Raw genomic sequence first — 12759 nt, forward strand, 5'->3', positions numbered from 1 at the left:
CGGTGGCTGTCAGCGAATGGCGACCGGGTTGATGTTGACCTGGGTCGAGCCCGTGTACAGCGGCTGGCCGAGGACAAACATGAACTCCCACGCCTTGTCTTTCACCAGTGCCCGGCTGTCGATCAACTCAAGGTTGTAGATGCCGTTTTTGGCCAGCATGTATTGGTTGACCGGGAATTCCTGGCCGTCTTTGGCCGGGTAGATCTCCGACGCCCAGGTATCACCGCCGAAGGCGACGATCTGCTTGTCCACCAGCCATTTGGCCGCTTCCATGCCGATGCCCGGCTCCACGGCGAGGAATTTCTTGTTGTCCTTGCCCAGCAGCTCCAGCCAACCGGTGTTGAACAGCACCACATCGCCTTTCTGGATGGCGATGCCTTGCAGATCCAGGGCCTTCTGGATATCAGCGACGCTGAACTCGGTTTTCTCCGGCACGATCGGCGCGCCGTACACGGCGGTCATGTCCAGCACCACACCGCGGGTGACGATGGGCGGGACCTTCTCCAGGCCGAGTTTTTTCACGCCTTCCACGGTGACGAAATCGGCGGCGCGGTTGCCGTTGTAATAGACGTAATCGATACCGATATGGCCGATGCCGTTGAGCTGGGTGCCGACGCCGGTCCAGCCCACGACCAGTTCATCGTTGAAGGTGAATTTGTTCGGGCCCATGGTCGTGCCACCGGCTTCGCCCGGCTGGATGTTGGTCAGGTTGAAGCTGCGATGACGGAACGCTGGCAACGTTTTGTCGATGGGCACGGCCAAGGGGTAGGTTTTGCCGGTTTTGATCAGTTTCGAGGCATTGATCACCGACTCGGCGTTGAGCAGGTTCAGCGCGCCGATTTCATCGTTGGCGCCGTATTTGGAGGGGTACCATTTCTCGGCATCCGCAGCGTGGGCGGCATTGAGGGTGAACAACAGGGCAAACGGCAGTGCCAATCGATTCAGCATGAGGGGGTCCTTGTGAGTTGCAGTGGACCCAAGGTACGCAGCCCGTCTGCGGGGAAACAGACCGGCATCGGCAATACATTTGTTCTGGATATTCACGAGTGATGCGAGTGCCGTAGGAGCAAAGCTTGCTCGCGATGAACGATGACACGGCGTGTCAGGCCCGACGCCATCGCGAGCAGGCTCGCTCCCACAGGGAACCGGCGCCGGCCACACATCCTGCGAACGGCTCCCACAGGGGCTGTGCAAGCCAACCGGCCACGAGTTCATCCGGGACTCAACAAGGCTTCTCGCAGCAGCCTGGCTGCCGGCGAGTCCGGCACGCCTTTGCGCGAAACCAGCTCATACGGTTCGCTGCGCGAGGTGATGGGCAGCGGCAGCGTGGTGGTGAAACCGTAGCCGGAGCAGAACTTCGCCACGTCGGTCGACACCAACGCGACGAGGGTCGGGTTTTCCTGAAGCAGCGACAAAGTGGCAAACGCCGATGTGGTTTCCAGCAGATGCACCGGGAAACGCAGGTCGGCTTCGTGAAACTCGCGCTCCAGCAGCAAACGCATCGGCATGTTGGCGCGATAGACGACCCAGCGGTAATCCACGAGGTCCTTCAGCGATAGCTGCCGGGCATAGGCGAATGGATGCTGAGTGCTGGCGATCACCGCCAGGGTTTCTTCGACGAAGGTGGCGCTCTCATACAAGTAGGGCGTGGTGCTGATGGTCGTGCGGCAGATCGCAAGGTCCAGGCGCCCGGCGTCAAGTTGGCTGAGCAGTGCGGCGCTGGTGTCTTCGACGATCTCGATGGACAGCTTCGGGTGGTCGGCAATTACCCGGCTGATCGCGGTGGTCAGCAGTGGGACGGCGCCCATGATGGTGCCGACGGACACCCGTCCGCCCTCGCCGCTCATGATGCCGATGATCTCTTCGCGCAGGTGTGCGAGGTCGGTCTGGATCAAGCGGGCGTAACGAATGACCGAGCGTCCGGCATCGTTCGGCTCAAGCCCGCGGTTAGTGCGGGTGAACAACGAGGTACCGAACGTCGTTTCAATTTCTTGCAGGGCTTTACTCGCGCCGGGCTGGGTCAGCGCAACCTGTTTGGCCGCGCCCAGCAAGGAGCCGTGTTCATCAAGGGCTATCAACAAGCGCAGCTGCTTGATGTGCAGGCGGGACATGATCGAATTGAGTGAGGGCGTCATCAGGGTTAACTAAAAGTTATAGAGGTATCGAAAGTTGTCAGTATCGAGGCTCGCCACGACGGCCCTATAGTCCACCCCACAACCAGGCAATGCAATGGGTTTGACCAGAGAGCGAAAGCCTTCCTGCCGCAGACCGATTGCAACAATAACAATCCTGTATAACTTGTGGTGAATCATGTCCCTCATCAATTACGTCACCAAGATCCAGTTCGGCTACGACAGCCTGCAGCATCTGGCCGCCGAAGCCGGGCGCGCGGGCATTACCCGGCCGCTGATTGTTACCGACATCGGCGTGCGCAATGCCGGCATCGTCGACAAGGTCATCGCGGCCCTCGGCGCCAGACTGCCTCCTTCGATTTTCGACGCCACCCCATCTAACCCCAACGAACACGCGGTACGTGAAGCCGTGGCGCACTATCACCTCGGCGAGTGCAACGGCATCATCGCGGTCGGCGGCGGTTCTTCCATCGATCTGGCCAAAGGCGTCGCTGTCTGCGCCACGCACGACGGCCCCCTGCACAGCTTTGCGGTGATCGAGGGCGGGCTGGATCGCATCACCTCTGCCACCGCGCCGCTGATCGCCATTCCCACCACCGCGGGCACTGGCAGCGAAGTCGGCCGAGGCGCCATCCTGATCCTCGACGATGGTCGTAAAGTGGGCGTAATCTCACCTTACGTAGTGCCTCGCGTGGCCATCTGCGACCCGGAACTGACCCTGGGCCTGCCACCGATGCTGACCGCCGCCACCGGCATGGACGCGATCGCTCATTGCATCGAGACGTTCATGGCGCCGGCCTTCAATCCGGCGGCGGATGGCATCGCCCTCGACGGCCTGTGGCGTGCCTGGGAACACATCGAGCGCGCCACCGCCGAACCCGGTGATCGCGAAGCGCGAATGAACATGATGAGCGCGTCGATGCAGGGCGCACTCGCTTTTCAGAAGGGATTGGGCTGCGTGCACAGCCTGTCCCACGCCTTGGGCGGCATCAATCCGAAGCTGCACCACGGCACTTTGAACGCCATCTTTCTGCCAGCGGTCGTGGACTTCAACGCCAACGCCCCGACCGTTCGCGACGAACGCAAGCTCGAACGCCTGCGCCATGCCATGGGCCTCGAGGCCGGCGCCAATATCGGCACAGCCATTGAGGACATGACCCGCCGCCTGGGCCTGCCGACCCGCCTCAGCGAAATCGGCGTCGATGAAAGCCTGTTTGCCGGCATCGTCGAAGGCGCCTTGCACGATCACAGCCACAAGACCAACCCCCGCGAAGCATCGTCCGCGGACTACCTGTCGATGCTTGAGCAGTCGTTGTAACCGTCGCTATCCAACAATAAAAAATGAGGAGGCAGCCGCGTCGTCGGTTGAACCGACGCCAGCGCAACAATCATGAAGCCCACCGTCCTTATCGACCGGCAAGACAGCCTTGCCACCGTCACCCTCAGCCACCCAGGGAAAATGAACGCCCTGACCTTGTCCATGTGGCAGGACCTGGGTGATGCCATGACCGTGTTGTCCGCCGACGCCAGTGTGCGCTGCGTCATATTGCGCGGTGCCGGCGAACAAGCCTTCGCCGCTGGCGCCGATGTCAGCGAGTTCCCGAGCGTGCGCGCCAACCTGGCTCAAGCCCGGGAATATGCCGAAGTGACCTCGGCGGCCATGCGCGCGGTTGTCGACTGCCCGCACCCGGTGATCGCGATGATCCATGGCGTGTGTGTCGGCGGCGGCCTGGAAATCGCCGCACTCTGCGACCTGCGTATCTGCGGCACCTCCAGTCGTTTCGGCGCGCCGGTCGGCAAGTTGGGGCTGGTCATGTCGTATGACGAAATGGCCGGTCTGGTGGCGCTGGCCGGGCGCTCGACCACCCTGGAAATTCTGCTTGAGGGTCGCATTCTCGACGCCAACGACGCCTACGTGAAAAACCTCGTGACCCGCGTCGTACCCGATGCCGAGGTCGAGTCCGAAACCCTCGCCACCGCCCGGCGCATCGCCGTTGGAGCCCCCCTCGTCGCCCGCTGGCATCGCCAGGCTGCACGTCAGCTTGAGGCCGGCGTGGCACCCAACGTCGAGCAGATTGACGCGAGTTACTTCTGCTACGACACCGAAGATTTTCAGATCGGTCTGAGCGCTTTCATCGAGAAAGCCAAACCACAATTCAAGGGGAAATAACATGGGACCGCTGACAGGAATGCGCGTGGTAGAACTGGCTCACATCATGTCCGGCCCGGTGTGCGGAATGATGCTGGCCGACATGGGCGCCGACGTGGTGAAGGTCGAGAAAGTCCCGGGCGGTGATGATTCGCGCCGCTTCTCGCCGATCATGGCCAGCGGTGAATCGGCTTCGTTCATGGTGGTGAACCGCAACAAGCGCGGTATCGGCCTGAACCTGAAAACCGAGGGCGGGCGCGACGTATTGCGCCGCCTGTTGATGGACGCCGATGTGGTCACGGAAAACTTCCGTGCCGGCACCATGGAGAAATTCGGCCTGGGCTACGAAACACTGAAAACCCTCAATCCAGGGCTGATCTACTGCGCGATCTCCGGCTACGGCCGCAGTGGCCCGTTCGGCGAGAAAGGCGGCTTCGACCTGATCGCCCAGGGCATGAGCGGCATGATGAGCATGACCGGTGAAGCCGGGCGCGAGCCGGTCAAGGCCGGTTCGCCAGTGGCCGACATCAACTCCGGCATTCTCGCCGCTCTCGGCATCTGCGCGGCGTACGCCGCCAAACAGAAAACCGGCCTCGGCCAGATGGTCGATACCTCGCTGTTCGAAGCCGGCCTGCAACAGATGTACTGGCCGGCTGCGGCATATTTCGCCGACGGCACCATCCTGCCGAAGATGGGTTCGGCCAACTCCACCAGCGCGCCGTATCAGGTGTTCCGCACCGCAGACGGCTGGATCAACATCGGTGCCGCCAACCAGGCTAACTACGAACGGCTGGTCGAGGCGCTCGCCGTGCCACAACTCGAAGCCGACCCACGCTTTGCCAGCAACGCGTTGCGCATGGAGCACCGTCTGGCCTTGGTGGAAATCCTCAACGAAGTCCTGGTCGCGCGCACCACGGATGAATGGATGGTGCTGTTCGACAGCCTCGGCCTGCCTGCCGGGCCGGTCCTCGATATCGCCGCGGCGCTGGCCCATCCGCAAACCGAAGCACGCGGCATGGTCGTCGAGACCCAACACCCGACCGAAGGCCGGGTACGCGGTATGGGCTTGCCGATTCACTTCTCCGACATGGACAACGCCGCGCCGCCGAGCAGTCGGCATGCGCCGCTGCTCGGTGAACACACCCGCGAAGTGCTGAAAGAAAGCGGCTACGCGGAAGATGAAATCGACGAGTTGATTCGAAGCCAGGCCGTGGTGGCACTGGCGTAACGCAAAAAACTGTGGGAGTGAGCCTGCTCGCGATGAGGCCGTGTCAGGCGACATAAGTATCGACTGATACGCCGCCATCGCGAGCAGGCTCACTCCCACAAGGAGCAGCGTTTGCTTTAACGATCCGCTGTTTTTTAGAACAACTACAAAAACAATAAGGTGAACATCATGAGCCGTATCTTGACCGAGGCCGTCAGCCGCCGATCATTCCTGGTATCTGCCGGCGTCACCGTCGGCGGTGCCTTCGCCGCCAACCTGCTGCCCTCCAGCGTCTTCGCCGCGACCAAACCCATCGTGTTGCGCTACACCAGCAGCCTGCCCGATACCCATCCACTGAACATCCAGATGAAGGCGGCTTCGCTAGCCATCAAGACCGAAACCAACGGCGCCGTGGACCTGCAGGTGTACGCCAACGGCGCCATGGGCGGCGACACCGACATGCTCTCCCAGGTGCGCGCCGGGGCAGTCGATTTCATTCCGTTGCCAGGCGCGATTCTCTCCACACTGGTGCCGGCCATGTCGATTGAAAGCATGCCGTTCGCGTTCAAGGACTACGACAGTGTCTGGGCCGCGCTGGACGGCAAGCTGGGCGAATACGTACGGGCCAAGACCGCCAAGGTCGGCCTGATCCCGATGGAGAAAGTCTGGAACAACGGCTTCCGCCAGATCACCAGTTCGACGCGGCCGATCTACACGCCGCAAGACCTGGCCGGCTTCAAACTGCGAGTGCTGGTCAGCCCGCTGTGGACCTCCATGTTCAGCGCCCTGGGCGCCTCCCCTACCGGCATCAGCATCAACGAAACCTACTCGGCGTTGCAGACCAAAGTGGTCGACGGCCAGGAAAACCCGCTGGTGGTCGTCGAAGCCGCGCGCTTCTATGAAGTGCAGAAATACTGCTCCATGACCGACCACATCTGGGGCGGTTTCTGGATCGTCGCTTCGGGCAAGACCTTTCCAAAACTGCCGGCGGACGTGCAGGAAATCGTTTCCCGGCAAATCAACGCTGCGGCGCTGGTCCAGCGTCAACAGGTGATCGATCTCAACGCCAGCCTGGAGCCGTCCCTGACCGCCCATGGCATCACCTTCAACAAAGTCGACCGTTCATTGTTCCGCACTGACTTGCAGTCCAAAGGCTTTTACACCCAATGGAAAGAAAAGTACGGCACTGAAGCCTGGAGCTTGCTGGAGCAGTACGCGGGTCAACTGTCCTAAGCCGGAGACAAGGTCATGAAAAACGAAATACCAATGACGGATGTTTCTCCCGCTGAAGGACTCAGCACGCGCCCCACCACGTTTCGTCTCGGTCGCGCCTTGGACACCGGGCTGCGCTGGCTGACCGAAGGCAGCGCGGCGTTGCTGGTGGTTGTCGAAGTCACGCTGCTGTTTTGCAATGTGTTCTCGCGCTACGTGCTCAATCAACCCATTGTCTGGGGCGACGAACTGGCCTCGCTGCTGTTTCTCTGGCTGGCGATGCTCGGCTCAGTGGTGGCGATGCGTCGAGGCGAGCACATGCGCCTGACGTCGTTCATCGGACGGCTGCCGCTGGAAAAACGCGCCTTTGTCGACACCTTGGGCGCCGTGATTGTCATCGCGTTCATCGGGTTGCTGTTCACCCCGGCCTGGGAATACGTCAGCGACGAGTGGATCATCACCACCGCCGCCCTTGAAATCCCCAACGCCTTTCGCGTGTCCGCCATCGCGGTCGGTCTGAGCCTGATGCTGATGACCTGCGTCGCGCGTCTGCTGACCAGCGCCCGGTTGATCGACTTCTCGGTGTCGGTGGCGATGTTGGCTTCCCTGGCTGCGTTGTTGTGGGTGGCAGAAGGCTGGATGTTGCTGATGGGTAACTGGAACCTGGTCATTTTCTTCATGATCGGTGTGATGGCGATGATCATGATCGGCGTGCCGATCATGGTGGCGTTCGGCCTGGCCACGGTAGCTTATCTGTCGACCATGACCGGCACACCCTTGACCCTGGTGGTCGGCCGGATGGACGAAGGCATGGCGAGCCTGATTTTGCTGGCCATTCCGTTGTTTGTGTTTTTGGGGGCGCTGATCGAGGCCATGGGCATGGCCCGAGCGATGATCCGCTTCCTCTGTTCGTTGATCGGCCATGTCCGTGGCGGTCTGTCTTATGTGTTGATCGGCGCCATCTACCTGATCTCCGGCATTTCCGGCTCCAAGGCTGCCGACATGGCCGCCATCGCGCCGGCGCTGTTTCCGGAAATGAAGAAGCGCGGTGAGGATGAAAACGAACTGGTGGCGATGCTCAATGCCTCCGGGGCGATGTCGGAAACCATTCCGCCAAGCCTGGTGCTGATCACCATCGGCTCGGTGACCGGCGTGTCGATTTCCGCCCTGTTCACCGGTGGTTTCATGCCGGCGGTGGTGGGTGCAATCGCCATGGCGGCGGTGATCTGGTGGAAAAACCGCAAAGGCAACGCCACCACCGGTAAACGCGCCTCCGGCAAGGAAATCGGCCACTCGCTGCTGGTCGCGTTACCGGCACTGGCCCTGCCCTTCGTGATCCGCACCGCGGTGGTCGAAGGGGTCGCGACCGCCACCGAAGTCGCCGCCATCGGCGTGGCCTACACCTTCATCGTCGGGTTGCTGTGCTACCGCTGCTTTGACTGGCGCCGGTTGTATCCGATCCTGGTCAGCACCGCGTCGCTGTCCGGCGCGATCCTGATCATCATCGGCAGCGCCACCGCCATGGCCTGGGCATTGACCCAGTCGGGCTTCTCGCACCAGTTGGCGCAGGTGATGTCGACGGTGCCGGGGGGCGCGATGGGCTTCCTGATCATCTCCGCCGTGGCGTTCATCCTTCTGGGCAGTTTTCTGGAAGGCATCCCGGCCATCGTGCTGTTCGGGCCGCTGCTGTTTCCGATTGCCAAAGACATGGGCATCAACGACGTGCATTACGCCATGGTCGCGATCTTCGCCATGGGCCTGGGTTTGTTCGCCCCGCCGTTTGGGGTGGGTTTCTACGCCGCCTGCGCCATCGCCAAGGTCGACCCCAGCGGCGCCATGCGCCGGGTCTGGCCGTATCTCGGCGCACTCGTTGTCGCCTTGGGCGTGCTGATCGCCGTGCCCTGGATTTCCATCGGTTTCCTGCCCACTGCCTGAATCACCTTTGACTCCAGCCGACGGTAGAAGCCCGACCGTCGGCCCTCAAACACGAGGTTTTTTATGAACTTTTCCACACTGCAAGCCGGCATCGCCACCGAGCGTCGATTGATTGTCGACCGGGAACGCACCATCTCGTTTCTGGGCGAGGACTTACGCATCTACGCCACGCCCCGGCTGGTGGATGACATCGAACAGACCTGCCTTGATTACCTGCTCACCTTCCTCGATGAGGGCGAAAACACCGTCGGCGCAGCAGTCGACATCCGCCATGTCGGCGCCACGTTGCTCGGCATGTCGGTCAGCATCGTCGCCACGGTGACCCGAATCGAGGGTCGCAGCATCACTTTCAACGTCGAAGTTCGCGATGACGTCGAGCTGGTGGCCACGGCGGCGCATACCCGGGTGGTGGTGAACGTCGCCAAACTGCGCAGCCGCGTTCAGGCCAAGGCCGAGGCGGCCGCCGCAGGGGAAGTCGAAGACAGCGTGCTCAGCCCTTCCCAATTCGCCGCGTCGCGCTGAGCAAGGACGACGTCATGATCACGCTGCACGAACGCAACGGCTTACCGAACCTTGCGCCCGAGGATGCGCTACCGATTGTCGATGCTCACCACCACCTGTGGGATCTGGGCAACGGTCGATATCCCTGGCTGCAGGACGACTATCACGAGGATTTTTTTCTCGGTGACTATCACAGCCTGTGCCGTGATTTCTTGCCGGAAAACTTTCTCGCCCTGACCGAACGACAACGGCTGGTGGGAACGGTGCATGTCGAGGCAGAACGGGCTCGCGATGAGCAAGTCGCCGAGACACGCTGGCTGGAACAGGTGAACGCCCGTTACGGCTTCCCGAATGCCATCGTTGCCCACGCCTGGTTCGACCGAGAGGACAGCGCGGACATTCTCGCGGCCCAGGCTGCCAGGCCGCTGGTCAAAGGCATCCGTTCCAAACCGGTGACCTCGGCATCGCCAGACGTATCAATTGCCGGCGCCAGGGGCACCATGCAAGACCCGAAATGGCTGGAAGGCTTTTCGCGTCTGGCTGACCACGGTCTGTCGTGGGACCTGCGCGTGCCGCCATGGCACCTGGCCGAGGCCGCCGAAGTGGCGGCGATGTTTCCGCACATCCAGATCGCCCTCAATCACACCGGTTTCGCCTGGGACCGCAGCCCGCACGGCATGAGCCGCTGGCGCAAAGGCCTGGAAGCACTGGCCTTGCAGCCTAACGTGCACATCAAGCTGTCGGAGTTCGGGTTGAAAGACTCGCTCTGGAACTACGACGACAACCGGATCGTGGTGCTGACCGCATTGGAGATCTTCGGCCCCGAGCGCTGCATGTTCGCCAGCAATTTCCCGGTCGCCGGATTGCGCGCGTCCTACGACACGATTGCCGATGGCGTGGCCGCGATGCTCGCGCCACTGGGGCGTGCCGTGCAGGAAGCGGTGTTCGCCGGCAATGCGCAACGCTTTTATCGTCTGGAGGAACAGCATGGATAACCCCTCCGTGATCGACTGGCGTGCGCGCTTTCTGGCCAACGGCGAGGATGCGGACTTACCCATCGTCGACGCTCATCAACACTATTTCGATATCGAAAAGCATTACTACCCGTGGCTGAACGACCGTCCGTTGCGACCGTTTCGTTATGGAGATTACTCGTCGATCTGCCGCAACTTTCTGCCTGAAGACTATCGCCGGCTGACGGGCAACCATCGCATCGTGCAGACCGTCGTTATCGAGGGTGAATGGGACCCTGCGACGCCCGCCGACGAGGTGGGTTTTGTCGAGTCGCTGGCACAAAACGAGCCGACCCTGGCGGCGATGGTGGCGCAGGTTTGGCTGGATCGTGAAGACGCATCGGACCTGTTGCGGCTGTACGGCGATCATCCGTTGGTGCGCGGCGTGCGCCACAAACCTGCGGTCACCCGCCTTGAAGCCTGGCGCGAAGATTTCGTTGCGCCCGGCTCCATGCGTGACCCTCGTTGGCGCGAGGGCTACGCACAACTGGCTGAAAACGGCCTGCACTTCGAGTTGCAGGCGCCGTGGTGGCATCTGCCGGAAGCGGCCGAGCTGGCGAGGGACTTTCCCGACGTGACCATTGTGGTCAATCACACGGCGCTGCCGGCTGATCGTTCGCAAGAAGGGTTGGCCGGCTGGCGTGAAAACCTCGCATTGCTGGCACGGGAGCCGAACGTCGCCCTGAAGATTTCCGGCATTTGCGTCCCCGGCGAGGCATGGCCCGTCGAGTCGAACCGCGTGGTGGTGAACGACGCGATTTCGATTGTCGATGTCAGTCGCTGTGCGTTTGCCAGCAATTACCCAGTAGACGGCGTCGTGAACGGCATGAGCGAGATCTTCGACGGCTTTAAAACGATTGTCAGCGACCGCTCCCTCACGGATCGGCTCGCCCTGTTTCATGACAACGCCCGACGCATTTACCGGCTCACTTGACCCTCATTTGAACAGCCTTTCAGGAGTTCCCATGTTTGAAGTTTCAGGCCACAACTACATCGCTGGCGCTCGTTCGGCAAAAGGCTCGAGCACCCTGCAGAGCCACGACGCCACTACCGGTGAAGCTCTGCCATATCGCTTCCATCAGGCGACCACGGATGAAGTGAATGCGGCCGCAGAAGCGGCGGCCACGGCTTACCCGATATTCCGTAACCTTTCAGCTGCCCGACGCGCTCAGTTTTTAGAGGCTATTGCCACTGAGCTTGAGGCGCTGGACGACTCGCTCATTGCGCTGGTGTGCCGGGAAACTGCCCTGCCCGCCGGCCGTATTCAAGGTGAGCGGGCACGCACCAGCGGCCAGATGCGCCTGTTCGCCACGATGCTGCGTCGCGGCGATTTCTACGGCGCGCGCATCGATCGTGCGCTGCCCGACCGTCAACCGTTGCCTCGCCCCGACCTGCGCCAGTACCGCACCGGGCTCGGTCCGGTCGCCGTGTTCGGTGCCAGCAACTTCCCGCTGGCCTTCTCGACCGCCGGCGGCGACACCGCCTCCGCCCTCGCAGCGGGCTGCCCGGTGGTGTTCAAGGCCCACAGCGGTCACATGGCAACCGCCGATTACGTCGCCGATGCGATCACTCGCGCGGCCAGGAAAACCGGAATGCCTGATGGCGTGTTCAGCATGCTCTACGGCAGCTTCGGTGAAGCCTTGGTCAAGCATCCGTCTATCCAGGCGGTAGGTTTCACCGGTTCATTGCGCGGTGGCCGGGCCTTGTGTGACATGGCGGCGGCACGGCCTCAGCCGATTCCGGTGTTCGCCGAGATGAGCAGCATCAATCCGGTGGTGTTGATGCCCGAAGCACTCAAGGCGCGCGGTGACAAGATCGCTGCCGAATTGGCCGCTTCCGTGGTCCTGGGCGCAGGTCAGTTCTGCACCAATCCCGGTTTGGTTTTGGGCATTCGTTCGCCAGAGTTCACGGCCTTCCTGGAACGTTTTACCGGGTTGATGGGCGAGCAATCAGCGCAAACGATGCTCAATGTTGGCGCGCTGAAAAGCTATTGCCACGGTCTGGACAATCTTCACGCACACCCTGGCATGACGCACCTGGCCGGTACCGCACAACAGGGCAATCAGGCGCAACCGCAAGTGTTCAAGGCCGATGTCAGCCTGTTGATCAACGGGGATGAGTTGCTTCAGGAAGAAGTCTTCGGCCCGACCACCATCGTCGTGGAGGTCGCCGATCACGCCGAATTGCTCCAGGCACTGCACGGTTTGCGCGGTCAGTTGACCGCTACGTTGATCGTCGAAGATTCGGAGCTCAATACCCTGAACGACGTGCTGGCCCTGCTGGAACAGAAAGTCGGTCGCGTGCTGTTCAACGGTTATCCGACCGGAGTGGAAGTCTGCGATGCCATGGTTCATGGCGGGCCGTACCCGGCCACTTCGGATGCGCGCGGTACATCGGTCGGAACGTTGGCGATCGACCGTTTCCTGCGTCCCGTTTGTTATCAGAACTGCCCCGACAGCTTGCTGCCGGACGCACTGAAGAACGCTAACCCGCTGGGCATTGCCCGACTGGTGGACGGTGTCAGCAGCCGTGATGCGCTGTAAGTCACCCGGCTTCAACTAACACCCGCTGTCAGCACAACTTCCGCGCCTGTTGAACAACAGGCGTCGG

General features: G+C 61.7%; 11 protein-coding genes. 9 read left to right on the plus strand and 2 right to left on the minus strand.

What is annotated here, in order from left to right; all coding sequences use genetic code 11:
* Positions 1–9 precede the first annotated feature (9 nt).
* Both BLW70_RS22995 and BLW70_RS23000 read right to left on the minus strand, forming a co-directional pair.
* Positions 10–948, minus strand: a complete 939-nt coding sequence (locus tag BLW70_RS22995; RefSeq protein ID WP_074877898.1) for a cyclase family protein — start codon at positions 946–948, stop codon at positions 10–12.
* Positions 949–1211: 263 nt separating this feature from the next.
* Positions 1212–2135, minus strand: coding sequence for a LysR family transcriptional regulator (locus tag BLW70_RS23000; protein ID WP_074877900.1), 924 nt, complete (start codon positions 2133–2135; stop codon positions 1212–1214).
* A gap of 175 nt (positions 2136–2310) precedes the next feature.
* Between BLW70_RS23000 and BLW70_RS23005 the strand changes: the two genes are divergently transcribed.
* From BLW70_RS23005 to BLW70_RS23045, 9 genes are all read left to right on the plus strand, one after another.
* Positions 2311–3450, plus strand: a complete 1140-nt coding sequence (locus tag BLW70_RS23005; RefSeq protein ID WP_074877902.1) for an iron-containing alcohol dehydrogenase — start codon at positions 2311–2313, stop codon at positions 3448–3450.
* Between the two features lie 72 nt (positions 3451–3522).
* Positions 3523–4302 (plus strand): enoyl-CoA hydratase-related protein, encoded by a 780-nt coding sequence (locus BLW70_RS23010; RefSeq protein ID WP_074877904.1) that lies wholly within the window; start codon positions 3523–3525, stop codon positions 4300–4302.
* A 1-nt stretch (position 4303) separates the two neighbouring features.
* Positions 4304–5509, plus strand: a complete 1206-nt coding sequence (locus BLW70_RS23015; RefSeq protein WP_074877906.1) for a CaiB/BaiF CoA transferase family protein — start codon at positions 4304–4306, stop codon at positions 5507–5509.
* A gap of 168 nt (positions 5510–5677) precedes the next feature.
* On the plus strand, positions 5678–6721 hold the full coding sequence (locus BLW70_RS23020; RefSeq protein ID WP_074877908.1) for a TRAP transporter substrate-binding protein: 1044 nt from the start codon (positions 5678–5680) through the stop codon (positions 6719–6721).
* Between the two features lie 15 nt (positions 6722–6736).
* A complete protein-coding gene (locus tag BLW70_RS23025) occupies positions 6737–8635 on the plus strand; it encodes a TRAP transporter large permease (RefSeq protein ID WP_074877910.1) in 1899 nt (632 codons plus the stop codon).
* Between the two features lie 63 nt (positions 8636–8698).
* Positions 8699–9157 (plus strand): thioesterase family protein, encoded by a 459-nt coding sequence (locus tag BLW70_RS23030; RefSeq protein WP_074877912.1) that lies wholly within the window; start codon positions 8699–8701, stop codon positions 9155–9157.
* A 14-nt stretch (positions 9158–9171) separates the two neighbouring features.
* Complete coding sequence (locus BLW70_RS23035) at positions 9172–10131, plus strand: amidohydrolase family protein (RefSeq protein ID WP_074877914.1); 960 nt, start codon at positions 9172–9174, stop codon at positions 10129–10131.
* The gene (locus tag BLW70_RS23040) at positions 10124–11083 is read left to right on the plus strand and encodes an amidohydrolase family protein (protein ID WP_074877916.1); all 960 of its coding nucleotides are present in this window, start codon (positions 10124–10126) and stop codon (positions 11081–11083) included. The genes BLW70_RS23035 and BLW70_RS23040 overlap by 8 nt, the downstream gene beginning before the upstream one ends.
* 31 nt (positions 11084–11114) lie before the next feature.
* Positions 11115–12692 (plus strand): aldehyde dehydrogenase (NADP(+)), encoded by a 1578-nt coding sequence (locus BLW70_RS23045; protein ID WP_074877918.1) that lies wholly within the window; start codon positions 11115–11117, stop codon positions 12690–12692.
* The last annotated feature ends 67 nt before the right edge of the window (positions 12693–12759 follow it).

The organism is Pseudomonas frederiksbergensis (genome assembly GCF_900105495.1).
Taxonomy (GTDB): domain Bacteria; phylum Pseudomonadota; class Gammaproteobacteria; order Pseudomonadales; family Pseudomonadaceae; genus Aquipseudomonas; species Aquipseudomonas frederiksbergensis.

Coding starts and splice junctions, on each gene's coding strand:
- BLW70_RS22995 (WP_074877898.1), bottom strand. CDS start 948: ATGCTGAATCGATTGGCACTGCCGTTTGCCCTGTTGTTCACCCTCAAT.
- BLW70_RS23000 (WP_074877900.1), bottom strand. CDS start 2,135: ATGACGCCCTCACTCAATTCGATCATGTCCCGCCTGCACATCAAGCAG.
- BLW70_RS23005 (WP_074877902.1), top strand. CDS start 2,311: ATGTCCCTCATCAATTACGTCACCAAGATCCAGTTCGGCTACGACAGC.
- BLW70_RS23010 (WP_074877904.1), top strand. CDS start 3,523: ATGAAGCCCACCGTCCTTATCGACCGGCAAGACAGCCTTGCCACCGTC.
- BLW70_RS23015 (WP_074877906.1), top strand. CDS start 4,304: ATGGGACCGCTGACAGGAATGCGCGTGGTAGAACTGGCTCACATCATG.
- BLW70_RS23020 (WP_074877908.1), top strand. CDS start 5,678: ATGAGCCGTATCTTGACCGAGGCCGTCAGCCGCCGATCATTCCTGGTA.
- BLW70_RS23025 (WP_074877910.1), top strand. CDS start 6,737: ATGAAAAACGAAATACCAATGACGGATGTTTCTCCCGCTGAAGGACTC.
- BLW70_RS23030 (WP_074877912.1), top strand. CDS start 8,699: ATGAACTTTTCCACACTGCAAGCCGGCATCGCCACCGAGCGTCGATTG.
- BLW70_RS23035 (WP_074877914.1), top strand. CDS start 9,172: ATGATCACGCTGCACGAACGCAACGGCTTACCGAACCTTGCGCCCGAG.
- BLW70_RS23040 (WP_074877916.1), top strand. CDS start 10,124: ATGGATAACCCCTCCGTGATCGACTGGCGTGCGCGCTTTCTGGCCAAC.
- BLW70_RS23045 (WP_074877918.1), top strand. CDS start 11,115: ATGTTTGAAGTTTCAGGCCACAACTACATCGCTGGCGCTCGTTCGGCA.